This window comes from Streptomyces asoensis (assembly GCF_016860545.1).
GTDB lineage: Bacteria > Actinomycetota > Actinomycetes > Streptomycetales > Streptomycetaceae > Streptomyces > Streptomyces asoensis.
In genome coordinates, this window is the sequence record NZ_BNEB01000002.1 from 1,592,203 (window position 1) to 1,618,649 (window position 26,447).

At 73.5% G+C, this 26,447-nt stretch carries 23 protein-coding genes; 15 read left to right on the top strand and 8 right to left on the bottom strand.

The features are described 5' to 3' along the window. The first annotated feature begins 154 nt into the window (after positions 1-154). The 3 genes from Saso_RS10020 (at position 155) to Saso_RS10030 (ending at position 2,090) form a co-directional block, all read left to right on the top strand. Entirely contained in the window at positions 155-673 is a 519-nt protein-coding gene (locus tag Saso_RS10020; protein ID WP_189918699.1) for a hypothetical protein, read from the top strand. A gap of 55 nt (positions 674-728) precedes the next feature. Continuing rightward, on the top strand, positions 729-1,061 hold the full coding sequence (locus tag Saso_RS10025) for a hypothetical protein (RefSeq protein WP_189918701.1): 333 nt from the start codon (positions 729-731) through the stop codon (positions 1,059-1,061). Positions 1,062-1,262: 201 nt separating this feature from the next. Then, positions 1,263-2,090: a chitosanase gene (locus tag Saso_RS10030; protein WP_189918703.1), complete on the top strand. Its 828-nt coding sequence runs from the start codon at positions 1,263-1,265 to the stop codon at positions 2,088-2,090. A gap of 85 nt (positions 2,091-2,175) precedes the next feature. On the opposite strand, the gene Saso_RS10035 is transcribed toward Saso_RS10030, so the two are convergent. Then, on the bottom strand, positions 2,176-3,501 hold the full coding sequence (locus tag Saso_RS10035; protein WP_189918705.1) for a lipase family protein: 1,326 nt from the start codon (positions 3,499-3,501) through the stop codon (positions 2,176-2,178). A 360-nt stretch (positions 3,502-3,861) separates the two neighbouring features. Between Saso_RS10035 and Saso_RS10040 the strand changes: the two genes are divergently transcribed. From Saso_RS10040 to Saso_RS10080, 9 genes are all read left to right on the top strand, one after another. After that, the gene (locus Saso_RS10040; protein WP_189918707.1) at positions 3,862-4,509 is read left to right on the top strand and encodes a hypothetical protein; all 648 of its coding nucleotides are present in this window, start codon (positions 3,862-3,864) and stop codon (positions 4,507-4,509) included. A 49-nt stretch (positions 4,510-4,558) separates the two neighbouring features. Next, complete coding sequence (locus Saso_RS10045) at positions 4,559-5,536, top strand: helix-turn-helix domain-containing protein (RefSeq protein ID WP_189918709.1); 978 nt, start codon at positions 4,559-4,561, stop codon at positions 5,534-5,536. 359 nt (positions 5,537-5,895) lie between these two features. Beyond that, positions 5,896-7,380, top strand: a complete 1,485-nt coding sequence (locus tag Saso_RS10050; protein WP_189919477.1) for an MFS transporter — start codon at positions 5,896-5,898, stop codon at positions 7,378-7,380. A 137-nt stretch (positions 7,381-7,517) separates the two neighbouring features. Beyond that, positions 7,518-8,024 carry a hypothetical protein gene (locus Saso_RS10055; protein WP_189918711.1) on the top strand — a complete coding sequence of 169 codons (507 nt, stop codon included), beginning with the start codon at positions 7,518-7,520 and terminating at the stop codon, positions 8,022-8,024. Beyond that, positions 7,940-8,404 carry a DUF1932 domain-containing protein gene (locus tag Saso_RS10060; RefSeq protein WP_189918713.1) on the top strand — a complete coding sequence of 155 codons (465 nt, stop codon included), beginning with the start codon at positions 7,940-7,942 and terminating at the stop codon, positions 8,402-8,404. Before Saso_RS10055 ends, Saso_RS10060 begins: the two co-directional genes overlap by 85 nt. Positions 8,405-8,421: 17 nt before the next feature. Continuing rightward, positions 8,422-8,862 (top strand): hypothetical protein, encoded by a 441-nt coding sequence (locus Saso_RS10065; RefSeq protein ID WP_189918715.1) that lies wholly within the window; start codon positions 8,422-8,424, stop codon positions 8,860-8,862. 582 nt (positions 8,863-9,444) lie between these two features. Next, positions 9,445-12,477 (top strand): glycosyl hydrolase, encoded by a 3,033-nt coding sequence (locus Saso_RS10070; RefSeq protein WP_189918717.1) that lies wholly within the window; start codon positions 9,445-9,447, stop codon positions 12,475-12,477. Positions 12,478-12,698: 221 nt separating this feature from the next. Further along, positions 12,699-13,847, top strand: coding sequence for an abortive phage infection protein (locus tag Saso_RS10075; RefSeq protein WP_189918719.1), 1,149 nt, complete (start codon positions 12,699-12,701; stop codon positions 13,845-13,847). A gap of 94 nt (positions 13,848-13,941) precedes the next feature. Continuing rightward, entirely contained in the window at positions 13,942-14,982 is a 1,041-nt protein-coding gene (locus tag Saso_RS10080) for a YihY/virulence factor BrkB family protein (protein WP_189918721.1), read from the top strand. A gap of 9 nt (positions 14,983-14,991) precedes the next feature. Here Saso_RS10080 and Saso_RS10085 read toward each other — a convergent pair whose 3' ends face one another. The 4 genes from Saso_RS10085 to Saso_RS10100 all read right to left on the bottom strand — a co-directional run bounded on the left by Saso_RS10085 (position 14,992) and on the right by Saso_RS10100 (position 20,268). Beyond that, positions 14,992-15,765, bottom strand: coding sequence for a polysaccharide deacetylase family protein (locus tag Saso_RS10085; RefSeq protein ID WP_189918722.1), 774 nt, complete (start codon positions 15,763-15,765; stop codon positions 14,992-14,994). Between the two features lie 188 nt (positions 15,766-15,953). Continuing rightward, a complete protein-coding gene (locus Saso_RS10090) occupies positions 15,954-17,879 on the bottom strand; it encodes a glycoside hydrolase family 5 protein (RefSeq protein ID WP_189918724.1) in 1,926 nt (641 codons plus the stop codon). 216 nt (positions 17,880-18,095) lie between these two features. After that, positions 18,096-18,668, bottom strand: a complete 573-nt coding sequence (locus tag Saso_RS10095) for an AMIN-like domain-containing (lipo)protein (RefSeq protein ID WP_189918726.1) — start codon at positions 18,666-18,668, stop codon at positions 18,096-18,098. Between the two features lie 154 nt (positions 18,669-18,822). Then, on the bottom strand, positions 18,823-20,268 hold the full coding sequence (locus Saso_RS10100; protein ID WP_372442431.1) for a hypothetical protein: 1,446 nt from the start codon (positions 20,266-20,268) through the stop codon (positions 18,823-18,825). Positions 20,269-20,396: 128 nt separating this feature from the next. Here Saso_RS10100 and Saso_RS10105 point away from each other — a divergent pair, with 128 nt between their 5' ends. After that, a complete protein-coding gene (locus Saso_RS10105; protein WP_189918728.1) occupies positions 20,397-21,662 on the top strand; it encodes a molybdopterin-dependent oxidoreductase in 1,266 nt (421 codons plus the stop codon). A gap of 319 nt (positions 21,663-21,981) precedes the next feature. On the opposite strand, the gene Saso_RS10110 is transcribed toward Saso_RS10105, so the two are convergent. From Saso_RS10110 to Saso_RS10120, 3 genes are read right to left on the bottom strand one after another with little or no spacing between them, the layout of a single operon-like run. Then, positions 21,982-22,809 (bottom strand): class I SAM-dependent methyltransferase, encoded by an 828-nt coding sequence (locus Saso_RS10110; protein ID WP_229901099.1) that lies wholly within the window; start codon positions 22,807-22,809, stop codon positions 21,982-21,984. Next, complete coding sequence (locus tag Saso_RS10115; protein WP_189918730.1) at positions 22,806-23,423, bottom strand: TIGR04282 family arsenosugar biosynthesis glycosyltransferase; 618 nt, start codon at positions 23,421-23,423, stop codon at positions 22,806-22,808. The genes Saso_RS10110 and Saso_RS10115 overlap by 4 nt, the downstream gene beginning before the upstream one ends. Beyond that, entirely contained in the window at positions 23,420-24,109 is a 690-nt protein-coding gene (locus Saso_RS10120; RefSeq protein ID WP_189918732.1) for a glycosyltransferase family 2 protein, read from the bottom strand. Before Saso_RS10120 ends, Saso_RS10115 begins: the two co-directional genes overlap by 4 nt. 122 nt (positions 24,110-24,231) lie before the next feature. On the opposite strand from Saso_RS10120, the gene Saso_RS10125 reads away from it, so the two are divergent. Both Saso_RS10125 and Saso_RS10130 read left to right on the top strand, forming a co-directional pair. Then, positions 24,232-24,963, top strand: coding sequence for a response regulator transcription factor (locus Saso_RS10125; protein WP_189918734.1), 732 nt, complete (start codon positions 24,232-24,234; stop codon positions 24,961-24,963). Positions 24,964-24,965: 2 nt separating this feature from the next. After that, positions 24,966-26,075, top strand: a complete 1,110-nt coding sequence (locus tag Saso_RS10130; protein ID WP_189918736.1) for a sensor histidine kinase — start codon at positions 24,966-24,968, stop codon at positions 26,073-26,075. The last annotated feature ends 372 nt before the right edge of the window (positions 26,076-26,447 follow it).

Consider the following 26,447-nt stretch of genomic DNA (forward strand, 5'->3'; position numbering starts at 1 on the left):
TCCTGAAAGGACTTGCGTACGGAAGTTACAGGGACATGACATGCCCGTAAAGGGATCCGGCGCCGACCGATTTGGCGCGGACATGACTGAGGCGGCATGGCTTGTTCACGCCCGGTTCACATGGACACCTCCTCCGTCGCCGATCCTCGCGATCATGAAATCTCTGAGGACCCTGAGAGTGACCGTGCCCATGGGACTCGCCGCCCTCCTGCTCGCGGTGGCCGGCTCGCTGTCCACCGCGTCGGCCACGACGTACTGGACGTACGCGAACGACCACGAGGGCAACTGTCTCGTCTCGTCCACCGTGAGCGACAAGGTCTGGTCGGACGCCTGCGACGACTCGCTCTCCACCCGCAACTGGTACTGGGGCGCGGACTCCTACACCCGCAACTACGACGGCGTCGTCTTCCGTCGGCTGGTGAGCAAGGCCAACGGCATGTGCCTCACCACGGACAGCAAGACCGCGACGAACGCCGTCTGGATGAGTGGCTGCGGTAATGCCCCCGGGCAGTGGTGGAGCAACGACGGCCACTACCTCGAGTGCGATTTCGTCAACGGCACCGGGGTGTTCCTGCGCACCTCGGACAACGGGAACGCCGTCTACACCACCGACTACATCGGCCAGGGCGGCATCGACCGCACCGCGTGGGTCTGGTGGGGCGCGCACAGCTGACCCGGCGGCGAGCGGAACAATGGCTTCCATCGCGGCGGGGTGATCAAATGTGCGAATGTCCACAGGAACGACACCCACAGCCCCGCCGGCGGCCGCCATGCCGGTGGTCCGTCACGGCTGGCACAAACTGCTCATCGGCCTCGTTCTGCTGGGTCGCGCCACCCGTGTCCCGGCCGCCATGGACGGCGCGACGGGCGGGACCCCGTCGGGATGGTGGAACGTGCTGTGGGAGGTGCTCCTCCTGGTGCTGGCGGCCTTCGCCGTGAGCGAGTGGGAGATCCTCGCCGCGACCTCGTGGCGGATGTCCGTGACGCAGTGGATCTGCATGGTCGTCTTCCACATCGGCTTCATCGGATTCATGGCCACGGTCCTGTTCCGGCTCTTCTAGGCCGACGCCCTTATTCCAGACAGTTCATGACCAGCCGTCACCGATGACCTCCCGGTGGCGGCTGGCTCGTTTGTTCGATCGTACGAACATGGCTTCGGCGGGGTTACTTCTGTCGTCCGAGCTTGATAGGAAACTTTCCTGTCAGTTGCAGTGCAGAGTAATTCCACCCCCCACTCCCCAACTGGAGCCACTGTGGTGCACATGTCCCGGCCGTCCGACGGCCCCGCCCCCGCCTCCCGTCGCCTCTTCCTCGCCCTCACCGGCGCCCTCGCCCTGACCCCGTTCCTCGACTCCCGCGGGGCGTCCGCCGTCACCGCGGCGAAGAACCTCGACGACCCGGCGAAGAAGGAGATCGCCATGAAGCTGGTGTCGAGCGCGGAGAACTCCTCGCTCGACTGGAAGGCCCAGTACCGGTACATCGAGGACATCGGCGACGGACGCGGCTACACCGCCGGCATCATCGGGTTCTGCTCCGGCACCCACGACATGCTCGACCTCGTCCAGCTCTACAGCGACCGCAAGCCCGGCAACGTCCTCGCCAAGTACCTGCCCGCCCTGCGTGCGGTCGACGGCTCCGACTCCCACGCCGGTCTCGACCCCGACTACCCGAAGGACTGGCGCAAGGCCGCCCAGGACACGGCGTTCCAGCAGGCCCAGAACGACGAGCGTGACCGCGTGTACTTCAACCCTGCGGTGCGGCAGGGCAAGACGGACGGTCTGCGGGCCCTCGGGCAGTTCGCCTACTACGACGCCATCGTCATGCACGGCGACGGGACCGATCCCACCAGCTTCCGCAACATCCGCAAGCGTGCGCTGAACAAGGCGAAGCCGCCGGCCCAGGGCGGTGACGAGACGGCGTACCTGAACGCCTTCCTCGACGCCCGGGTCTGGGCCATGAAGCAGGAGGAGGCGCACAGCGACACCACTCGCGTGGACACCGCCCAGCGGGTGTTCCTGCGCAAGGGCAACCTCGACCTCGACACGCCCCTGGACTGGAAGGTGTACGGGGACAGCTTCCACATCGGCTGAGCGGTCCCGGGCGCGGCGGCGGCCGGTACGAGGGGAGAACGCGTACCGGCCGCCGTCGACTCGTGTCAGAGCGTGTTGACTCGTGTCAGGGCATGAAGGGCAGCAGGGCGCAATTGGACGTGACCGGGCGGTCCTTGAGCCGGTCGGTCAGCCAGGAGATGGCGTCGCCCTGGTCGGTGAGCAAGGGGGTGACGTGGTTGAGGATGGAGCGGCCGAGGCCGGGCAGGATCACCGGCTTGTAGGTGACGTCGACGCCCTTGGCGCACCATGCGACGGCGAGGGCGCGTGCCTGGGCGTGCGGCACGAGGTCGTCCGCGGTCCCGGTCGCCACCCGCACCGGGGAAGCCGGTGCGAGGGCGCCGATGCGCTGGTCGGCGAGGAACGCCTTGAGGGCCGGTTCGGACCGGATGATGTCGCTGAGGGAACGTCCGTCGGTGGTCCAGGCCGTGCTCTTCGCGGAGTTGTACGCGAGCAGGGCGTCACCCACGCACATCGTCGACAGGTCCTTGAGCGCGGCGCGGCCGGTGGCGTTCAGGTGCGCGTCGGCGATCGGCGCGAGGGCGGGGTCGGACTCCAGGAAGCCGTTCACCGACCAGCCGAGCGCGCCGGCCAGGTCGCTGCCGTCGATGGCCTTCGTGACGGCGACCAGATCGGCCGGCGGCGCCCCGCTGTAGGTTCCGGCGAGGGTGACGTCGGGGGCGTACGCGGGCTGGAGTTCGGCGGCCGCCGCCGTGGCACCGCCGCCCTGGCTGTAGCCGTAGAGCGCCACCCGGGAGCCGGCGGTCAGCGACGCGGTGTCCAGCGACCGGGCCGCGCGTACGGCGTCCAGGACGGCGTGGGCCTCGTCGATCCGGTTGACGTAGGTGTGCAGCCGGTCGGTCGCGCCCAGGCCGGTGTAGTCGGTGACGACGACGGCGATGCCCCGGGCGAGGAGCCGGTAGACCGCCAGGTCCTCGTAACCGACGGACAGCGTCTGGCTGTTGACGGAGAGCGGGCGTTCGAGGCCGAGGGAGGCGGCGCACTGGTCGCCCTGTCCCATGGTGCCCGGGGCGACGACGACCAGGGGGCGCGCTCCGCTGCCCGTCCAGCGGGCGCTCGGTTCGATGTAGGCGCCGGTGACCGCCATGGGCCGGCCGGCGGAGTCGGTGGACTTGTACATGAGCCGGGTGGCCGTACCGGGCAGCGGGCCGTCGAGCCCCGGCAGGCTCAGGGCCAGGGGCAGCCGCTCGGAGCGGATCAGGGTGCCGTCGGCCGCCGGGAGGGTGGCGGGCGGGTTGTAGAACGCGGGGATGGTGACGCCGCGCGAGACCACGGCGTCCGACTGCGAGGTCGCGTGGGCGGGTACCGCGGTGACGCCGAGGCAGGCGGCAGCGGAGACGGCTGCGGCCAGCAGGCGGGTGGGGGCGGGCATGGCGGACCTCCGGAAAGGTGGGAGGCCGAGCCTTCGTCTGCGGCTCGGGTGGCGGACGGCCCGGTGGGGTGCGGACCGTGACGACCGAGCGGTGCGGGGCCCCGGTCGTCCACCGTTGCCCCGCACCGCTCTTAGACGAACTGTCAGGACCGTAGCGAGGGATGAGTTACCTCGGGTAGCGGCCGGTAGGTTACGTTTCAGTAATATGACTCCCCAGTAGCAAGGCGGTAGCAACGCGGAGTCTTCGCTTCGTTCACCCTGGCGATCGGACGCACCGCAACCGCCGCCCATAAGCGGTCTCTTGGCGTCAATCGCCGACAAAGCGCAACCCCGGGACGGCCCGCGGCTAGCGTCCCGGCCATGAACACCGACCGCACGCGCGGCACGCAACTCGGCGACCGCGACTCCCGCGACGACGCCCTGGTACCGCCCCCGACCGGCAGCCACCACTCCTCGAACCAGACGGCGACCGCGAGCGGCAGCGCCAGGATCACGCAGAAGAACACCCAGCTGAAGTTCTCCGTCCCCGTGATCGGACCCCTCATCGGCATGGCGTACGCGCATCCGCTGATCGCGGGGCTCACCGCGGTGGCGGTCGTCGGGGGAGGCGGCGCGGCGATCAGCGCGGCCCTGCCCGACTCGCCGTCCTCGCCCTCGACGGCCCTGGTCCGCGGCTTCGTCATGGAACGCTCGGACGGCCAGAAGGCCCCGACCGGCTACGACTTCACCTCCACACCGCCCGTGGTCGCAGGCCCCGGCGCGGACGCCCTCTACCTCCAGGGCGGCTTCCTGATGTCCACCGACGGCAAGCTGGCCTCGTGGGGTTCGTCCGGGGTGCCCACGGCGCAGGACTGCCGCAAGGCCGTCGCCGATGACCCGTCACGCAAGGCGGCCGTCTCCGTCGGCTACGCCATGTGCTACCTCGACCGCAACGGCGACCCGGGCTACCTCACCATCACCGCCTCGCAGGCGGACTCCGTCACCGTCGACACCGCCCACCTGGGCTGACCCGTCCGGCGGCGGAAGGGTCACCGGACCGGTGTGGTTGACTGCTCGTGTGCTGCACGAGTCGGTCTTCCGCACCACTGACCTGCCGGTGGACGTCCGGTTCGAGGCGTGGACGGAACGCATGGGCCGCACCCACGCGCCCATGCGGCTCACCAGTGACCGTGTCGCGGACTACCACGCCCACCAGCGGGTGATCGAACTCGGCGACGTCGTGGTGTGGTCGGCCACCTTCGACCACCTGGTCTTCCGCCGCACACCCCGGCTCATCCGCCAGTCGGACCCCGAGAGTTACCACCTGTCCCTCCTGATCGAGGGCGAAGGGGCGGCCGACTGGGGCCGACACCGTGCGGCCTACCGGATCGAGGACTTCCACACCAACTCCTCCTCCCGGTCCTACGAGATCGTCACCGGCCCCGACCCGGTCACCCTCGTCGCCGTCGAGCTCCCGCGCGCTCTCGTGGCCGTGCCCGGGCACCGCGCCGACCAGGTCGTCGGGCGCCGCGTGTCGGGCCGCGAGGGGACGGGCGCCCTGCTGGCGCAGTTCCTGCGCCGGCTGGTCTCGGACACCGCCTCCTACCGGCCCTCCGACGGACCCCGGCTCGGCACGGTCGCCACGGACCTGGTCAGCGCCGTCTTCGGACACGCCGTGGACGCCGACGTCGCCCTGCCGCCCGAGACCCGCGAACGCACCCTCGCCCTCCACGCCAAGGCGTTCATCGGCCGGCACCTCGCCGACCCGGACCTGACCCCCGCCTCGGTCGCCGCCGCCCACCACGTCTCCCGCAGCTACCTGTACCGCCTCTTCCAGGCCGAAGGCCTCACCGTCGCCGCCTACATCCGCGAGCGGCGACTGGCCAATGCCCGCCGCGACCTCACCGACCCCCGGCTGCGCGGGCTGCCCGTCCACGCCATCGGCGCCCGCTGGGGCTTCCCCCGCGCCGCGGAGTTCACGCGGGCGTTCCGCGCCGCCTACGGCCATCCGCCCAGCGTCCTGCGCGCCCCGTCACCACCCCCGGACGTCGGCTGATCCGCCCCCGGTGGACGCAGTGCCAAGCAGCTGTGGACCGTCCGCCAACGACACACCCCGCGCGCCTCCCGCATCCTGGTGATCACCGCGGCCCACCGCCGCGGAACCCGGGGCCGTGCCAGGACGACGGGGGAGTCCTGGCACGGCACGGACACACGCCGTCGCACCGGGCGCGTGCGGCCCGAGTGGTGACGGTCCGGACGCGGGCGTAGCGTCTAACGGTGGACCCGACGGCGGACACCACGTCCGCCGACCTCTCCCAGGGCCCGCTCCCGAGCGGGCGACACGCCATGAGCCAGCCCTCGCAGCCGACCTCAGCGCCCCGAACCACCACCCGGCAGGACGGTGGCAGCAAGGCCATGGCGCTGCTGGTCATCGCCTCGTGCCAGCTGATGGTGGTCCTGGACATCACCATCGTGAACATCGCGCTGCCCGACATCCAGCGCTCCCTGGACTTCTCCACCACCAGCCTCGCCTGGGTCGTCAACGCGTACACCCTCACCTTCGGCGGCCTGCTGCTCCTCGGCGGCCGGGTCGGCGACATCCTCGGCCGGCGACGGGTCTTCATCTTCGGCGTGCTGCTGTTCGTGCTCGCCTCCCTGCTCGGCGGACTCGCCCAGAACGAGGGCCAACTCCTCGCCGCGCGGGCCGTGCAGGGTGTCGGCGGCGCCATCGCGTCCCCGACCGCCCTCTCCCTGGTCAGCACCACGTTCCGGGAAGGACCCGAGCGCAACCGGGCCTTCGGTGTCTTCGCCGCCGTCTCCGCGGGCGGCGGCGCCATCGGTCTGCTCGCGGGCGGCATCCTCGTCGAGTACCTCGACTGGCGGTGGGTGCTCTTCGTCAACGTCCCCATCGGACTGCTCATCGCCCTCGCCACGCCCCGCTACATCAGGGAGTCCGAGCGCCATCCCGGCCACTTCGACATCGCCGGCGCGCTGACCTCCACCGTGGGCATGGTGCTGCTGGTGTACGGGTTCATCAGAGCCGCTCAGGAAGGCTGGCGGGACACGCTCACGATCGCCTCGTTCGTCGCGGCCGTCGTCGTCCTCGGCGTGTTCGTCCTCGTCGAACGGCGCTCCCGGCAGCCGATCACGCCGCTGCACATGTTCGCCGACCGCAACAGGGCGGGCACGTACGGCATCATGCTCTGCCTCGCCGCGGCGATCTTCGGCATGTTCTTCTTCCTCACCCTCTTCGTGCAGAACGTGCTCGGCTTCAGCCCGCTCGCGGCCGGCTTCGCCTTCCTGCCCGTCAGCGCCGTCATCGCGGTCGGCGCCGGACTGGCCTCACGGTTCCTGCCCACGTACGGCCCGAAGCCGTTCATGGTCGTGGGCGCCCTCCTCGCGGCGGGCGGCCTGTCCTGGCTGACCCTGACCGACGTGGACTCCACCTACCTGGGCAGTGTGCTCGGCCCGATGCTCGTCTTCAGCCTGGGCATGGGGATGGAGTTCGTCTCGCTCACACTGATGGCCCTCTCCAACGTGTCCCCGCGCGAGACCGGGGCGGCCTCCGGACTCCTCAACGCCACCCAGCAGGTGGGCGGTTCGCTCGGACTGTCCATCCTGGTCACGATGTTCGGCACCGCCAGCCGCAACGAGGCGGACAAGCAGGTCCCCGCCTTCCTGGCCCAGGCCACCCCGGTCGAACGGCTGCGCTTCCAGCGCACCGGGCAGCTGCCCGCCCCGTGGTCCGACGAGGTGCTCACGTCCGGTGTCTCGGCCGCCTTCGTCATGGCCGCGATCTTCACGGTCCTGGCCGCCCTGATCGCGATCGTGGTCATCCAGGTCCGCCCCTCGGACCTGGAACGCCTCAAGGGCGGCTCCGTGCCGGGCGCGGGCGCCTGACGCGGGACCGTCCGACGAGAGACGTGAACCGCACGGGCACACGCCCACCCCGTGCCTGCGTCCACCTACCGTCCACCTGACCGTCCGTCTCCCGTGCCCGTGGCCGGGAGGGCCGGCCGGGCGGCCAGGGTCCGCACATGGGGCGACGAGACGTGGGAATCCTGCACCCGGGATCGATGGGCGCACAGGTGGCGGCGCAGGCCGTGGCGGCGGGAGCGACGCTCCGGTGGCTGCCGCAGGGCAGATCGGCGGCGACCCGGGAGCGCGCCGGGGACATCGGGCTGCGGCCCGCCGCCGACCTGCGGGAGCTGGCGGGGGCGTGCGAGATCCTGCTGAGCGTGTGCCCGCCCGCCGCCGCGCTCGACGTGGCGGCGCAGGTGGCGGACGCCGGCTTCCGGGGCGTCTACGTCGACGCCGACGCCGTGGGACCCGAGCGGATGGCCGAGATCACGGACGTCTTCGAGGGCGGCGCCGTGACCGTGGTGGACGGGGGGATCGCCGGCCCGCCCCCGGCGAGCCCGCGCGGACCCGGTGCTACCTCTCCGGGGACGACACGGCCGTGGCGCGCGTCCGCGACCTGTTCGAGGGCACCGCTCGCACCCCGTTCGTCCTGCCGGGGCCCGTCGCACGGGCGTCCGCGCTGAAGCCGGCGTTCGCCGCCTACAACAAGACGTACGCCCTCGCCGCCCGGGCCTGCGCTCTCGCCGACGGCCACGGTGTACTGGACGACCTCGTCGACCTGGCGGGGCACCTCCTGCCGGACACCCCGCTGGGCACGCCGGAACATCTACCCACCGCGGGGGCGAGGGCCTGGCGCCGGGAACCGGAGATGCGCGAGATCGCCGGGGCCTGCCGGGCGGCTGGGGTGTCCGCCGCATTCGCCGAGGCGGCCGCCGCGACGTTCGGACGGTGGGAGGCGCACAAGGACGACCAGGCCGTGACCGCCGGGGAGTTGATCGCCGAGCTCGGCCGGGGGACCCCGTCCGGGACGTCGCCCGGACGGAAGGGTTTGCCGTCGCGGTGAGCGGCAACGCGAAGTCCATGAGTGAACCGAACAGGAAGACGAGTGAAGAGTCCGCGACCAAGCGGGTGACCGCGTCCAAGGCACGGCGCACCGCGGACAAGGCGACCGCTCCGGCGTCCCGCGCGGCGAAGACCGCCGCGGCCAAGACCGACGGCGCCGCCTCGGCCACCAGGGCCGGGGTCCAGCGCTCGGCCGAGGTGACGACCGGTGCCGTGCAGAGCGCCGCGCACAGTGCCTCGCGCGGCGTCGAGGCGAGCCGCCAGGCCATCGTCGCGACGTCGGGTCAGGTCGCCGCGACCGCCAAGACGGCCTGGACGGTCATCGCGCACCGCAAGCTGATCGCCGCCGGTGTCGGCGCCGGTCTGTCCGCGCTGACCGCCGCGTCGTACGCGGTGGGCCGTCGGTCCGCCCGGCACACGCACGGTCCTCTGACCCGGCTCACGGGCGGCCGGATCTGACCCCACCCGGTCGAGGTCGGCAGATCGGCCCCCGGTGCGGACACCGCACCGGGGGCCGGGCCGTGCCCGCCCCCACAGATCGCCACCACGGATCGCATCCGCGAACTTCTTGAGCCCACCGCCGTCACCCGCCGGCCCGCCATCGAGAACCGGGGAGCCCTGGCCCGCGCGGGACACCGCCGGGCCGCCCTGCGGGAGGCAACTCGGCATTTTGTGAGCGTAGTTGTGCTCACCGAACGGCGAATTCCGGCCTTGCGCAAGGGTGCCGCGCCGCCCCGTCACCGCACACCGCCTACGTGCTGGCGACCTGCGTTGCCCTTCCCGAAGGTGAACTACGGCCGCCCGCCGAGAGCGGGCTCCGCCGCCGTCCACGCCGCCGGTCGCGGTCAGGCGCCCGGCCGACCTCTCGGCCGTGGGCCAGGACGCACGCCGCACCCCGCCCGCCTCCCCGACCCGCGCCCCGCTCACCCCGGGCGGGATGCGTCCAGCATCTTGACCTTGCTCCGCGCCGCGGCTTAGCGTTCCCGCGTTCGAGTCGGATTGAAACGATTCAACTTCGGGAACGATCACTTGGGAGCGTTCATGCGGGAACCGGTCGAGCAGCGCGACGGCATGTCACGGCGGGCGGTGCTGGCCGCCGGGGCGACGGTGGGCGTCGCGGCCGGCATCGGCCTCACCCTCGGGTCCGGCGCGGCCGCGTCCGCGGCGCCCTCCGCCACCGGCGCGACGGGGGCCGACGCCGCCTGGTTCGCCGCTCCCGGCCGCCCGGTGCGGCCCAAGTTCCGCTGGTGGTGGCCGGACGGCCTGGTCGACCCCGACGAGATCGCCCGCGAGGTCGACCAGATCGCGGACGCGGGATTCGGCGGTGCGGAGATCGCCGCCGTCCACCACAGCGTCAAGGACAAGTCGGTCCTGGACACCGCACACCACGGCTGGGGCAGCAGGCCCTGGCGCGACGGGGTCGAGGCCGCGCTGCGCCGGGCGGCGAGACGCGGACTGACCATCGACCTCACCCTGGGCCCGAGCTGGCCCGTCGCGGTTCCGGGAGTCAGCCCCGACGACGACGCGGCGGCCAAGGAACTGGTCCACGGCCGGGCCTCGTTGACCGCCGGAGCCACCTTCCGCGGGCCGGTGCCGCCGCCCGTGCACGAGCCGGCCGCGGGGGTCGCACGGCAACGGCTGTTCGCGGTGCAGGCGGCCCGTGTCGAGCCCGCGTACGCCACGCGCAAGGAGACCGGCCTCGACCCCTCCAGTGTCGTGGACCTGACCGCCACCGTCGCCGGGGACGGCACCCTGACCTGGACCGCGCCCGACGCGGGGGAGTGGGTGCTCATCTCCTACTGGGCGCGCGGCAGCGGTCAGCAGCCCGAGTCGGGACCGCACTGCGCACCGGCCGCCTACGTCGTCGACCACCTCGACCCGGCCGGCACCGCGGCGGTCACCGGTTTCTGGGAGCGCCGGCTGCTGACGCCCGCCGTGCGGGGACTGCTGAGGACGGCGGGCGGCGCCTTCTTCGAGGACTCCGTCGAGCTCGAGACGGACGGTCTGACCTGGACGGCCTCCCTGCCGGACGCCTTCGCCCGGCACACCGGCCGGCCCCTGCTGCCCTGCCTGCCCGCCCTGATCCTCAGCGGCGGCAATCAGGTGTTCGCCTTCGAGGCGCAGCTCACCCGGCAGATCCGGCACGACTTCTGGGAGACGTTCTCGGACCTGTTCAACCGCCACCACGTCCGCGCGCTGCGGGACTGGGCCCACTCGCTCGGCATGTCCCTGCGCTCCCAGCCCTACGGTCTCCAGACGGACGCGATCGAGTCCGCGGCGCTGCTCGACATCCCCGAGGGCGAGTCCCTCGGCTTCAAGAACCTGGACGACTACCGCTGTCTGGCCGGCGGCCGGGACATGGCCGGGCACACGGTCCTGTCCTGTGAGGCGGGCGCCTACAACGGCACCGCGTACAGCACCACTTGGGACCGTTTCCTGCGCACCATGGGCGGCGCCTACGCCGCGGGGGTCAACCAGACCGTCGTCCACGGTTTCTCCTACGCCACCGTCCCCGGCGCGAGCTGGCCGGGCTTCGCCGCCTTCAGCCCCTACAACGGCGGCCCCGGGTACGGCGAGTCGTGGGGGCCGCGGCAGCCCAGCTGGCAGCACGTGCCGGACATCGCCGCCTACCTCGGCCGCGTGCACGGCGTCCTCCAGTCCGGTACCGTCCGCGCCGATGTCGCCGTCTTCCGGCAGACCGGTTACGCCGCCACCGGGATCGGCGCCTCCTGGTTCACCGCGACGGGCGTACCGCTCGGCTGGAGCCATCAGTTCCTCAGCGGACCGCTGCTGGACCTGCCGAACGCCACCGTCTCGGGCGGCCGGCTCGCCCCGCACGGACCGGCCTACAAGGCCCTGTTCGTCGAGGGGGACTTCTTCTACTCCTCCACCCCCACCCTCGCCGTCGCCGACGCCCGCCGCATCCTGGCCCTGGCCGGAGCCGGACTGCCGGTGGTCCTGCTGGGCGCCTTCGACCAGCCGCTCACGCCGGGCGTCCCCGACGACGGCGAGAGCGACCGGCTGCGCGACCTCCTCGGCCGTCTGCTCGCCCTGCCGAACGTCACCCGGGTCACCGACAAGGCCGCCGTCGCGGACGCGCTCGCCGGGCTCGGCGTCACCCCGGACGTGCGTCACGCCACCGCCTCCACGCTGCTCAACGCCCACCGCGTCTCAGGGGACACCGACTTCTACTACCTCTGCAACGGCAAGCACGCGGAGACCGTCAAACCCGCCGTCGCCGCGATCGACCACGAGGTGACGCTGCGCCACACCCGCCGGACCCGGGGCGGCACGACGATCCCGTATCTGCTGGACCCCTGGACGGGCGAGGTCTCACGGATCGCCCGGTACGCCGAGCGGGACGGCGACGTCACCGTGCGGGTCGCACTCCAGCCCGGCCAGGTCATGATCGTCGCGCTGGGCCGCCCGGGCCTCTTCGGCGACCGCGGCGGCGCACGGCCGCACGTCGTCGACTCGGACGCGTCCGAAGTCCTCTTCAAGGGCCGGGCGCTGACGGTCCGTTCGACCGGGACACGGACCCTCACGACGCGTCTGTCCTCGGGCCGTACGGTCACCACGGCACTCCCGGCCGTGCCCGCTCCCCTCAGCCCGGGCAGCTGGCAGCTGGAGGTCGAGGACCGGTACCCCGGACCGTCCCCGACCCGCACCGAGTACGTGCGCCGCACGCTGACCCTCGACACCCTGCTGCCCTGGTCGCGGATCCCCGAACTGGCCGACTCCGCGGGCATCGGCCGGTACCGGACGACCGTCGACCTGCCGTACGACTGGACCTCCTCGCACGGCGCCCATCTGGAGCTCGGCCAGGTCTCGGACACGGCCCGCGTCACCGTCAACGGCGTCGCCGCGCCGCCGCTGGACCGGCTCCACCAGGTCGTGGACGTCGGCTCCCTGCTCAGGCGCGGCCGCAACGTCATCGAGGTGGAGGTGGCGGTCCCTCTCGTCAACCGGCTCCGGGTCACCCAGCCGGCGGTCTTCGGCGCCGTCGCCCGGCAGGACCACGGTCTCGTCGGTCCGGTACGCCTCGTGCCGTACGCGCAGGCCACCGTCGGCTGAGGCTGAGGCTGAGGCTGAGGTCGGTGTCGGGCGGTGGATGCGGGCGGCCGCCGCCGGGAGGGGTGAGCAGGGCCGGTCCGGGTGGGCGTCGGGCCGTGCCGTCGGACCCGGTCCGACGGCCGAAGTGACCGCGGTCCGGGGCCCTTTCACCGACCTTCGGCACGTGGAGGGAGACCATCGGCCGACTGCGGCTGCCGCGTCCGCTCCGGCACCGTGAGCGCATGGAGCGGACGAACAGGATCAGCAGGGCCGGGTTCCTCGCGGGGACCGCGGCGGTCGGCGCGGCGGCCGCGCTGGGACCGGCGGCAGCGGCGCACGCCACCGGGCGGCGGCGCGGGCTGCGGCGCAGAGGGGTCGTCTACACCGTCGGGGAGGGCGAGACCCCGGCCACCGGATGGAACGCCGAGCGGATACGGGCGGATCTGCGCGCCGTCCGCCGCGATCTGCACGCCGACACGGTGGACGTCACCGGTGACGGCGTCGAGCGCCTCGCGGCGACCGCGGCCGAGGCCGCCGAGAACGGCCTGCACGTCTGGCTCCAGCCCACGCTGGGGGACGTGCCGGCGGCGGACATCCTCGACCACCTCGCGGAGACCGGCCGGATGGCGCAGCGCCTGCGTCGCCAGGGCGCGAGCGTCGACTTCAGCGTGGGCTGCGAGTTCTGGCTGTTCGTGCCGGGCATCGTGCCGGGGGACACCGTGCTGGAGCGGGTGCGCAACCTCATGAACGGGACCTTCGACCCGGTCGTCATGCAGCGGCGGCTGGACGCGTTCACGGCGCGCGCCGCCCGGACCGGCCGCGCGGTCTTCGACGGCCGGCTGTCCTACGCCGCCGCACAGGACGACCGGGTCGACTGGTCGCTGTTCGACGTCGTGGGCATCGACTACTACTGCTCTTTCCCCCGCCCGGCCGACCACGTGCGGGAACTGCGCCGCCATCTGCGGTGGGGCAAGCCGCTGGCCGTCACCGAGTTCGGCACCTGCGCGTACGTGGGGGCACCCGACACCGGGGGCATGGGATGGGACGTGGTCGACCACGACAAGGATCCCGCGGAGATCAAGGGCCACCTCGTCCGCAGTGAACGCACCCAGGCGGACTACGTGGCAGGGCTCGTCGACGTGTTCGAGGTGATGGGACTGTACGCGGCGATGGCCTTCGAGTTCGTCACCCCGGACGCCCCGCACCGCCCCGGCGACCCGCGTCACGACCTGGACATGGCCTCCTACGCGATCACCAGGACCGTCGAGAACCGCCCGGGCCGGCCCGAGTGCGGTTGGCACTGGGAACCCAAGGAGGCCTTCCACGCCCTGGCCCGCCGGTACGCGGCGGCGGTCGCACGCACGCCGCACCGGGGCGGCGCCCGTCGGTGAATCGGGCCCGAGGGGCGGCGGGCGCCGTACGGACGTTCCGCGGTTGCCGTCCCGCGTGAGGAATGGAGCGGCCCTTCGCGGTTACTCCGGTGTCATGGCAGGAACATCGAGACCCGGACCCGACGGACTCACGTCGTCGGCGCCCGGACAGGAGCAGACCGCGGGCCCCGACGAGCAGGTGGAGCGGCGGGCGCCGGACGGACCGGGGAAGTTGCCGAAGCGGTCCTGGGCGGCCGTACTGAAGGGCACGCTGCGGGAGTTCAAGGACGACGAGCTGACGGACCGGGCCGCGGCACTGACGTACTACGGCGTCCTGTCGCTCTTCCCGGCCCTGCTGGTCCTGGTGTCGTTCCTCGGCCTTGCGGGGAAGTCGGCGACCGACGAGGTGCTGGCCAACCTGCGCAAGGTGGCGCCGGGATCGGCCCGGGACATCATCAGCGACGCGGTGCAGCAGTTGCAGGGGCGGGGCGGTGTCGGCTCGGTGATGGCCGTCGTCGGTCTCGTGCTGGCGGTGTGGTCCGCCTCCGGTTACACGGCGGCCTTCATCCGCAGTGCCAACGCGGTGTACGACATGCCCGAGGGCCGGCCGGTGTGGAAGGTGCTGCCGCTGCGCGTGGGCGTGACGGTGGTGCTCCTGGTGCTCGCGGTCGCCAGCGCGCTGATCGTGGTCTTCACCGGCGGCCTCGCCAGTCAGGCCGGAGCCGCGCTCGGCATCGGGGACACGGCGCTGACGGTGTGGTCGATCGTCAAGTGGCCCGTGCTGGTCGTGCTGGTCACGATCATGATCGCCCTGCTGTACTGGGCGACCCCCAACGTCCGCGGCCGCGGCCTGCGGTGGATCACGCCCGGGAGCGTCCTGGCGCTGCTGATGTGGCTGGTCGCCTCGGCCGGTTTCGCGTTCTACGTGGCCAACTTCGGCTCCTACAACAAGACCTACGGCACTCTCGCGGGAGTGATCGTCTTCCTGGTGTGGCTGTGGATCAGCAACATCGCGATCCTGCTCGGCCTGGAGTTCGACGCCGAACTGGCCCGCCAGCGCGCGGTCGCCGGCGGGCTGCCCCGGGACGAGGAACCCTACGTACAGCCCCGGGACACCCGCGCGTGGAGCGACGAGGAGAAGCGGCGGGTGGAGTGAGCCCGCGGCTCACCGCACGGGGAAGCCGAAGGTGTACCCCTGCTGACGGAGCCACGGCAGGATCTCGCCCAGGGCCGCCACGGTCTGCGAGCGTTCCCCGCCCGCGTCGTGGAAGAGGATCGTCGGGCCGCCCGCCACCTCGCTCTTGACGGTGGCGACGATGGCGGCGGTACCCGGCCGCTCGAAGTCCTTGGTGTCGACGTTCCAGCCCAGCGGCCGCATCCCGCGGGAGGCGGCGAGGGTGCGGCTGTAGGGGGTGAAGGCACCGCCGGGCGCACGGTAGTACTGCGGCCGGACACCGCCGGACGCCTCGGTGATCATCCGCTCGGCGTCCAGGATCTGCTGCGACTGGTAGGACTCCGGCTTCTTGTCCATGCTCGTGTCGTGCGAGACCGTGTGGTCGCACAGCCGGTGACCGGCCGCCACCACGGCCTTGACCAGGTCCGGGTGGGCCTTGGCCTGGGTGCCGACCATGCAGAACGTGGCCTTCACCCCGTTCTCCCGCAGCACGTCGAGGACCTTTGGCGTCCACTCGGGGTCCGGGCCGTCGTCGATGGTGATGTTGACGGCGTGGGCGCCGCCTTCCGAGGCGTGGGCGATGTCCACCGACACCTTGGCAGGGGCGGAGCCCGCGGCGGACGGGCGCGCCTGGGCTCCGGCCTGGCTGCCGCCGGCGGGGCCGGCCTGCGCGGTCCATACCGAGGTGGCGGCGGCCACCGCCGTCACGCCGACCGCCGCCGCGAGTACCCGGCCGTACCATCCCCGCCCGCCATGCCGCGCCATGTCTGCCCTGTTCTCGTCGTGTCCGTGGATCGCCGTGTGTGGGGTGATCCCGTGCAGCTGTGATGACGGTGAAAGGGCGTGCCGGGATCCGCCTGTTACGGATCGCGGACATTTCTGCGCAGGTTCCGGGACGAAAGCGGGTCCGTCCCGGCAACCAGGGGGCGGGGAGAGCCGGTTGGTCCCTGTGTTCAGGGCCGCAGCGCGACGCACAGCAGGGCGGCCGGGCCCGGCGCGGCGGCGAACCGGGTGGTGAACGCGATGCCCGCCGCGTACTCGTCGGCGGCGCACTGGCCCTTGTACCGCCCCTGGGCGAAGTCGCCCCCGTTGTCGTCGGCGGGCCGGTTGTCGGACCGGTCGAACCAGACGGTCCGCCCGGAGCGGCCCAGGGCGCTGCCGGCGGGCACGCACAGCGCGGCCGACACGCGTTCGCCACGGCGGCTGTAACCGATGAGGAACTGACCGGCGGGGCACTGGAATTTGGTGTAGCCGCCCGCCCAGTCGCCGCCGGAGGGCACGTACCGCTCGTCGGTGACGACCGTCTGTGCGGCGCTCGTGGCGCGCAGGTCGCCCGCCGACGTGTCGGTGCACAGGCCCCGGCCGCCGGAGTGGCTCAGACCGATCAGCCGCAGACCGTCCGGGCACGCCGCCTTGGAGGCTCCTTGGTCCCAGTCCCCGCCGGCCCGCACCCGCCGGGACTGCACGGCGTCGCCGTGATCCGTGGTGAGCATCCGGCGCACGGGTACCTGGGGGACGGTCCCGGTGCGGGACGCGGCGGTCATCAGGTGGTTCCAGGCGGTGCCGCGCCAGTCCGCCTGGTCGAGGAGGCCGTACCGGCGCCCGGCGGTGTCGTAGCGCAGGAGGGCCCAGTCGTCGTGGCCTTCCCAGCCGACGAGGGGCCAGTAGGCGAAGTCGGCGTCGTGGTCGGCGAAGTAGTCGGTGATGTTGCCGAACCAGGTGCGGGCGGCGGCGCCGGTCTCCTGGGAGCCGATGCCGAACTCGCTGATCCACAGGGGCGCGGTGTAGTGCTGTCCGTCCCCGGTCACGAAGAAGGCCTGGTCGGTGAGGGTCTGGAACAGCTGGTCCCTGGTGAGGTCCTGGTAGCGCGCGTCGTGCGTCTCGCCGATCCCGGTGGCGCCGCTGTGCCGGGGGCCGGTGTAGCCGTAGAAGTGGGCCGAGTACACCAGCTTGTGGCTGTCGAGGAGGGTGTGCGACAGCGTGCGGACGGGGGCGAGCGTGGGGCGCTCGTGGGGCAGGCCGTCCACGGGCAGCCCGGTCCAGTTGATGCCCTCGACGACGATGAGCAGGTCGGGGTTGCCCTCGGTGAGGATGCGGTCCGCGGCGAGCTGGGCGGCCGCGTACCAGTCGTGGTTGTCGCCGAGCCCCCAGTTGGGGTCGTCGAGCACGTCACGCCGTACCTCGTTGTAGAGGTCCGCGCCCACGACGCGGGCGTTCGCGGCGTAGCGGCGGGCCATGAAGACCCAGTCGTCCGCCCATCGCCCGGTGGACTGGCCGCTGTTCCAGCGTTCGTTGCCGTCCACGCCGCAGCACCAGCGCGAGGTGTTGGTGTGGTTGTTGAGGACGACCGCGAACCCGTCCCCGGTGAGCGCGGCCACGACGGCGTCGTAGACCTGGAGGGGCGTCCTGCCGCGCAGTTCGGGGTTGGCCGCGACGGCGGTGTCCGGCACCGGGGCCGTCGCGTGGATCATCTCGTTGGCGAACGGCAGCCGGATGCTGTTGATGCCGAGCCGGTGGAAGTCGGCGAGCAGGGCGGACAGCGGGGCGCGGTCCAGGCCCAGGGGGATGTCGGAGGAGTTCTGGCCCGCGTGGTGGTTCGCGGGGTCGGCGGCGCTGCCGCTTCCGGACCAGGAGCCCTGGGCACCGTCCCAGTTGGCGGACTTGAGACGGAAACGCTGTCCCTGGGCGTCGACGACGTAGCGGCCCCGGGTGGACAGGGGAGGCTGCCAGGTGGCGGCCGCCGGGGCGGTCGCGGTCGCGGCCGGGGTCCCGGCGGGGACGGTGACCGGGACGGCGGCGAGCGCGGTGGGCGCGGGGGTCAGCAGGGCGAGAACGGCACCTGCTGCTGTCAGGTACTTGACAAGTCTGGAGGTCTGCATCCGGTCCTCTGCGGGGCGCGGCGGGGGTGGCGAACGGCGGACGACAGCCTACGAAATCCGCGCCGCGATGTCCCGGGGCCGGACGTACGGATGTGCGCCCGTCCCTCGGCCGCCGACGGCCACCAATCAATACTTGGCGCCCCGCCGTCCGTTCATGGCGCCCGGCGCCGGCTCCTTCGGGGAGCCGGCGCGCGAGGACCGGACCGGCGGCGGTCGTCACCAGGTGTGCGCGACGTCCACCACGAGGTGGTCGGCCAGCCGCTGCACGCGGAACGGCAAGCGGGCGCGCACGCCGAGTCCGAACTGCGTCACCCCTTCGAAGCTCCCGGCGTACCGGGTGTCGCGGAAGGTGCTGTACCCGGCCAGGTTCACGCCCGGCAGCGGCTGCGCCACCCGGCCCGGATAAGTGGCGGCCCCCGTCCGGGGGTCGTAGGCGGGCGCGTTGACCCGCACCTCCAGGATGGCTCCGCCGCCGACGGGGATGAGCCGGCCCGACGCGTCCTGGTAGAGCCGGTCGACGTACGCGACCGAGAAGCCCAGCGTGTCCGCGCTCGCGCCCGGCACATCGACGACGAACCGGTCGTAGCAGTCGTGACGGCCGGTCCTGACGTCGGTCAGCGGTGTGGCGGTGCCGGCGTCGTAGGCCTTGGCGAGGCTGCCCCAGCCGGTGGGGCAGGCGGCGACCGCCCGTGCCGTCGCGGCGGAGGCGGTGCCGGCCGGGACGGCGGCCACGCCCAGCGTGGCGGCCAGAAGAGCGGCGGCGGCCCATACGGTTCTGCTTCGCACCATGATCTCCCCCAGAGGTCGTGTGTGTCGGATATGAAGTGAGACAACCCGAATGCCCCAGAGGTTGCACAGATCTCCCACCGGATGCGGCCCCGTCGCGCGCCGGACCCGGGCGCTCCCCGGGGAACTCGCCGGGTGGGCGGCGCGGCGCTCCGGCTCACCAGCCGGTCGCCAGGAGGTGGTTGAGCAGGAGGGCCAGCACCGCCTGCGCGGTGAGCCAGGCACGCGGGCGGGTGAGGAACGCGCAGGACGGCAGGAGCCAGACGACGAACGGGAGCCAGATGCGCTCCGTCTCCGCCTTGCTCATGCCGGACAGGTCGGCCACCAGCAGCGCGAGCAGCGCGGCGGACACGAGCAGGGCGAGCCGGACCTCCGCGTCGGGACGGCGCCGCTCCTGCGGCCGTCCGGCAGCCGCGCGGCGGTGGCCCCGCAGCGCCGCCCCGGTGCGCCGCAGCCCGGCCGCCGTCGCCGCACCCGTGATGAGGACCGTGCAGGCGAGATTGGCCCACACCCAGTAGCCGTAGGGGCGCACGCCGCCCGCGCCCTGCCGGTAGCGCGTGACCAGCAGCCGGTACGCCTCCCACCAGTCGAATCCGGCGAGGGTGAACGCCACCGGCACGACGGCCGCCCCGGCGAGCAGCGCGACGAGCAGGTGCGGACGCTCCCGGACCCGGCCCCGGCCGAGCAGCAGCACCGTCGCACCGATCAGCGCGACGAGCGTGAGGCCGTACGACAGGTAGCAGGTCAGGCCGAAGAGCAGACCCGCGCCCGCCGCCCCGCCCCACGTCCGCATCCGTGCGGGCCGGGAGGCGCCCGGGTCCTGCCGTGCCGTGACCGCCAGCGCGAGCAGTGCCAGGGACCACGCGGCGACCGCCGTGAAGTAGGCGTCGGCGGAGGTCCCCATCCACACCGCCGCCGGGGCCAGCACCAGGAAGGGCGCCGCCCGCCGGGCGAGCCGCTCGTCGGCCAGGGCGCGCACCGCCACCAGCACCGCCACGCACGCCGTCGCCCCGACGACGACGCACCAGGTGCCGGCCCAGCCCCCGCCCCGCAGCCCGGCCCGGTCGAGCAGCACGAACGTCAGCGTGGCCGCCGGAGGATGACCGGCGACGTGCGCGGGCCAGTTCTCGGGCGAGCCGAGGAGGATGTGCCCGGTGAAGCCGCGCAGCGCCGCCGGGATGTCGTGGAAGCGGCCGACGGCCTGGAGGTACTCGTGGCGGGTGGTGAGCCGGTCGGCGACGCCCCGCTGCCAGCCGTCGATCAGGGCGAGGGAGAGGATCCAGGCCGTGGCCGAGCCCCAGCAGGCCGCGAGCAGCGCCCGCCAGGGGAGCCGTGCCGCCAGCGTCGGGCCGTGGACCACCGTCAGGGCCGCGAGCAGCACGGACGCCGGTGTGCCGGGCCCGACATGCGGGTCCCAGCTGCCCAGGACGGGAGGCCAGTGCACCCGCAGGGTGTGGTGGGTGTGCTCGATGTGCAGGCCGATCAGCACGGCCGCGGTGACGAGCAGGACGGCGGCGCCCGCCGCGTACAGGTCGCGGCGGACGCCACGGCGCACGCCGTCGTCGGCCTTGTCGGAGCGGGAGGCGCGCGGTCCGGTGCTCAGCTGGGTGCGGTTCACATCGGCACGCTAGGCCGGGAAGCAGGGCGCGGGCCGTCGTCCGGGCCGGACGTCAGCGTTTCGTCATGGGTCGCGCGCCCTTTACCCGGGGTCCCGCGGCCTACGGTCGGGGCATGCGAGACGACTCACGGCTCCCCACCTCTCCCGCCTTCTGGCGCAGTCCGCTGCGCGGCCCCTGGTTCACCTCGGTGCTCGGGCTGGTCCTGCTCGTCGGTGTCACCGTGCTGTTCGTGACCGGCCTGGCCTCGTACGCCGCCTACAACCCGGACCTCTCCCCGGTGAACGACAAGACCCCGGACAAGGGGATCCTCGGCTTCTACCTCTTCGCCTGGCCGACCGACCCGCACTGGCTGTACCGGCTGACCCAAGGTGTCCACGTCACCCTCGGCATCACCCTCGTCCCCGTCCTGCTGGCGAAGCTGTGGTCGGTGGTGCCGAAGCTGTTCGCCCTGCCGCCGGCCCGCTCGCTCGCCCACGCACTCGAGCGGATCTCCCTGCTGCTGCTCGTCGGGGGCGCCCTGTTCGAGTTCACCACCGGCGTCCTCAACATCCAGCTCGACTACGTCTTCCCCGGCTCCTTCTACCCCCTGCACTTCTACGGCGCCTGGGTCTTCTTCGCCGCGTTCGCCGCCCACGCCGTCCTGAAGACCCCGGCGGCCGTACGCAACCTGCGCCGGCTGCGCGCCGAGGACGAACCGGCACCCGCCGCACCGGCGGACGAGACGGGACGGGAGCTGGTCGCCCCGTCTCCCGACGCCCCCACCGTGTCCCGGCGCGGGGCGCTCGGGTTCGTCGGGGGCGGCTCGCTGCTCCTGTTCGCCACGACGGCCGGACAGAGTTTTGACGCGCTGCGCGGCACCGCCCTGCTCGCTCCGCACGGCGGGGCCGACCCGGGCGGCCCGGGCGGCTTCCAGATCAACAAGACCGCCGCGTACGCCGGCGTCACCGCCGCGCAGACGCGGGAGGACACCTGGCAGCTCGTCGTCACGGGGCGCACGGGCACCGTCCGCCTCGACCTGGACCGGCTCCACCGGCTGCCCCTGCACACCTCGTCGCTGCCCATCGCGTGCGTCGAGGGCTGGTCCACCTCGGACCAGCGGTGGCGCGGCGTACGGCTGCGGGACCTGGCCGCGCTCGTCGGCCACGACGGCGATCCGCCGGACGTGATCGTCGAGTCCCTCCAGCTGCACGGCGCGTTCCGGCACGCCGCGCTGCGCGCGAACCAGGTCGCCGACCCGCGCTCCCTGCTCGCCCTGTACGTCAACGGTGGGCCGCTGACCGCGGACCACGGATACCCGGCGCGGGTGATCGTCCCCGCGGCGCCCGGCGTCCTCAACACCAAGTGGGTGGCCCGGATGACGTTCGGAGAGGTGCGATGACCCCGGCACGACGACGCCCGTTGATCGGCAGCCCCTTCCAACTCCTGCTGCTGGCCTGCTCGTTCGCGCTCGCCGCGTACGCGGGGGTGCGCCTGCTCGCCGACGACTGGTTCGGGGTGGCGCTGTGGTGGGTGGGGGCCGCCCTGCTCCACGACCTGGTGCTGCTGCCCCTGTACGCGACGGCCGACCGGGCCGTCCTGCGAGGGCTCGGGGCGGCCGGACACCGGAGCCGGGCCATGTACGTCCGGGTTCCGGCCGCGCTCTCGGCCCTGCTGCTGCTCGTGTGGTTCCCGCTGATCAGCGGGATGGTGGACGTCCGCTACCGGTCCGCCACCGGCCGCTCGGCGGAGGGGTACCTCGACCACTGGCTGCTGATCACCGCCGTGCTCTTCGGCGGCTCGGCGCTGCTGCTCGCGCTGCGGCTGCGCAGGGCCACGAAGGAGCGGCCGCCGGCCGTCCACTGACCGGCCGTCCGCCAGCCCTCCCGCCCCGCGTACCCGAGCAGGGCGGGAGTGCCGAGCCGGGCCCAGGGGAAGACACGGCCGGTGCCGGGAGCCTGGGGCAGACCGACGACCTCGACCTCGGCGCGCTCGTCCACGTCCACCGGCAGGGTCTCCGCGATCAGCAGGCCACCGGGCACCACCAGGGCGGCCGTCCGCCGAAGGAGGGCGAGCGGATCGCCGCCGATGCCCACATTGCCGTCGATGAGCAGGACGGTGCCCCAGCGTCCCTCACCGGGCAGCGGATCGAAGACCGAGCGCCGCAGCGCCTGCCCGCCCAGCCCCAGGGTGTGCGCGACGGCGGCCGCGCTGACGTCGATGCCCAGCACCGCCCGTCCTCGCGCGGCGAGTTCGGCCACCAGCCGGCCGGGCCCGCAGCCCACGTCGAGGACGGTCCCCTCGCAGCGGTCCAGGATCCCCAGGTCGGCCGGGTCGGCGCGGGCGCACCAGCGTTCCACCTCCAGGGGCAGGAGCCAGCCGTCGGCTCGGCGCAGGAACAGCGGCCCCCGGCCGGCGCGCACGGCGTCGTCATAGGGGTCCGCGGCGGCCCAGGCGGCGCCGGCGCCCGCGCTGCCGGCGCCCGCAGGTGCGGGACCCGGGGCGGCGGCCGGGTCGGCGGCCCCGGTGAGGTCGTACGCGGTGCTCACCGGCCCGCCGCCGCCGTGAATCCGGCCAGCCGCGCGGCGAACCTGCCGTGCGGCGCCGACGCGGCGACGGCCGTCGCGTCCGGGGCGGTGTCGACGTCGCGCAGACACGGCAGGTCCCGCACCCGTAGCCCGGCGCCCACCAGCCGGGCCCGCTGCACGGCGCCGGTCAGCGCCGTCGACATGGGAACGCCCCGCAGCAGGGCGGGATCGGGCTCCGCGAGCCCCAGCGCCCAGAAGCCCCCGTCCTGCGCCGGACCGAAGTAGGCGTCGCAGCCCTCGAAGTCGGCCGTCAGCAGCTCCGGCGTCACCTGCGGGGTGTCCATCCCGATCAGCAGGGCCGGACCGTCGCACCGGCCGAAAGCGTCCGCGAGGCGCTCGTCGAGCCCGCCCCCGCACTGCGCCACGACGTCGAAGCCGGACGGCAGCCAGGGGCCGGGCGCGCCGTCGAGCACCAGCACACGGCGGGTCGCCGGGGCGGCCGCCACGGCCCGCAGCGTGTCGGCCAGCGCCGCCTCCGCGAGCGCCGCCGCCTCCCGCGGGGTGAACGGCGGGGTCAGCCTGGTCTTCACGCGCCCGGGCCGGGGTTCCTTCGCGATGACGAGCAGGGTGGTCACCGGGCCGCCTCCTCACGGGCCGGAAGGCCGCCGAGGACGCGGCTCATGTCCCGCACCGCCTGCCAGGTCCCGCGCCAGGTGCCGGTCACCTTCGAGTCGCCCGTGCGGGGCAGGTAGGGGACGTCGTGCTCGGCGATCCGCCAGCCCGCGTCCGCCGCCCGCACCACCATCTCCAGCGGGTAGCCGCTGCGCCGGTCGGTGAGGCCGAGGGCGAGCAGCGGCTCACGCCGGGCGGCCCGCAACGGGCCCAGGTCGTGCAGCCCGAGTCCGGTGCGGCGGCGCAGCAGCCGGGCGAGCGCGAGGTTCCCGGCCCGGGCGTGCGCGGGCCACGCGCCCCGGCCCTGCGGCCGTCTGCGGCCGAGCACCAGGTCGGCCGCGCCGGAGCGCACCTCCTCGACGAACGGCACAAGGAGCGCCGGGTCGAGCGAGGCGTCGCAGTCGCAGAAGCACACCACCTCGGCGGTCGCGGCGGTCAGTCCGGCGTGGCAGGCGGCGCCGAACCCCCGCCGCGGCTCGTGGACGACTCTCGCGCCCAGCGCGCGGGCGATCCCGGCCGAGCCGTCGGTGGAGCCGTTGTCCACGACGAGGGCCCGCCAGCCGTCCGGAATACGGCCTAGCACCCAGGGGAGGGCCTCGGCCTCGTTCAGACAGGGGAGCACGACGTCTACTTCTGTGTCCGTGGTCACGGTCTCACCCTACGAATACGAATCGGGCAAAACGGGCTACGGCTCCTTACGAAACGCGGACGTCGGGGCGCCGGGCCCCCGCCGACGCCGCACCCGGGGGAGCGCGGTGCGAGGCTGGGCGCATGCAGCAGTCGTACGAGTCCCCGCCCTCTCCACCGGGACCGGCCCGGGTCCTGGTCGTCGACGACGACCCCACGGTGTCGGAGGTGGTCGCCGGCTACCTCGACCGGGCCGGCTACGTCGTCGACCGGGCGGACGACGGCCCCACCGCCCTGACCCGGGCCGCCGCGCACCGGCCCGACCTGGTGGTGCTGGACCTGATGCTGCCCGGCATGGACGGCCTGGAGGTCTGCCGGCGGCTGCGCGGACACGGGCCCGTGCCGGTCATCATGCTCACCGCGCGCGGTGAGGAGGACGACCGTGTCCTCGGGCTGGAGGTCGGCGCCGACGACTACGTCACCAAGCCCTTCAGTCCGCGCGAACTCGTCCTGCGGGTGGAGTCGGTGCTGCGCCGCAGCCGGCCCGTGACGGGCGGGCGGACCCTCGGCGCGGCCGGTCTGACCCTGGACCCCGGCGCCCGCCGCGCCACCAAGGACGGCGAGGAACTCGCCCTCACCCTGCGAGAGTTCGACCTCCTCGCGTTCTTCCTGCGGCACCCCGGGCGGGCGTTCGGCCGCGAGGACCTCATGCACGAGGTGTGGGGCTGGGAGTTCGGCGACCTGTCCACCGTGACCGTCCATGTGCGCCGGCTGCGCGGCAAGGTCGAGGACGACCCCGCCCGACCCCGTCTGATCCGCACGGTGTGGGGTGTGGGCTACCGCTTCGAACCCGGCCCCGCGCAAGAGGGGGAGTGACCGTGCGCGACACCCTGCTCATCGCCCTGTTCGCGTTCGTCGGCGCCGCGGCCGCCGGGCTCGTCGGCGCGGGCGCGCTGTGGCTGCTGCGCCGCCGCTCGTTCGTCGCCTCGCTCACCGTGGTGGCCGCCGTCGCCGTGACCGCGATGATGGCGGGCACCCTCGCCGTGGCGCAGGCGATGTTCCTGTCGGGGCACGACCTGAGCGTGGTGACGACGGTCGTCGCCATGGCGGCCGTGGTCTCCCTGGTCACCGCGCTGCTCCTCGGCCGCTGGGTGGTCGCCCGCAGCCGCGAACTCACCCGTGCCGCACGCTCGTTCGGCGACGGCGGCGCCTTCACCGCGCCCGACGGCCCGACAACCGCCGAACTGGACGCGATCAGCCGCGAACTGGCCGCCACCAGCGCGAGACTCGCCGAGTCCCGGGACCGCGAACGGGCGCTGGAGACGTCCCGACGTGAACTCGTCGCCTGGATCTCGCACGACCTGCGCACCCCGCTGGCCGGACTGCGCGCGATGTCGGAGGCACTGGAGGACGGCGTGGCGGCCGATCCGGCCCGTTACCTGCGGCAGATCCGCACCGAGGTCGAGCGGCTCAACGACATGGTGGGCGACCTGTTCGAGCTGTCCCGCATCCACGCCGGTGCGCTCGCGCTCTCCCCCTCCCGCATGTCGGTGTACGACCTCGTCGGCGACGCCCTCGCCGGGGCCGACCCGCTCGCCCGCGAGCACGGCGTACGGCTCGTCGGCGACCGCGTCGAGCCGCTCCCGGTCGAGGTCGACGGCAAGGAGATGAGCCGGGTGCTGGGCAATCTGCTCGTCAACGCCATCCGCCGTACCCCCGCCGACGGCACGGTCGCCGTCGCCGCCGAACGCTCGCCCGCCGGGGTCGTCGTGTCCGTCACCGACGGCTGCGGCGGCATCCCGGAGGAGGACCTGCACCGGGTCTTCGACACCGGCTGGCGCGGCACCCACGCCCGGACACCCCCGGCCGGCGCGGGACTGGGCCTCGCCATCGTGCGCGGCATCGTGGAAGCCCACCAGGGCCGGGCCTCGGTCCGCAACATCCCGGGCGGCTGCCGTTTCGAGGTAACCCTCCCATCGGCCCCCTGAAGCCCGACGCCCCCCGGCCCACGGGCCAGGGGGCGCACGCCCCGCGGCTCGCCGCCGCCCCCCGGGCCGGACGCCCCGCGGCTTGCCGCCGTCCCCGGCCCGGATGCCTTGAGCCCTCACCGCCCCGGGCCGGACGTTCCGCTGGCTGGGGCCGGGCTGGATCCGCTCGACCTGGGGGCGGGCCGAACGCCCCCGGCTCGCCGGCTTGGGTCGGATGCCCCCTGGCCTCCGGGGTCGGGCTGGATCCCCCTCTGGCGGGCCCAGCCGGATGCCCTCGGCCTGCGGGCCTGGGCGGGATGCCCTCGGGTCGCAGGCCCAGGCCGGGTGTCCGCTGACCTGCGGGCTGGGGCCGGATGCCGTTCGGGGCTCGGG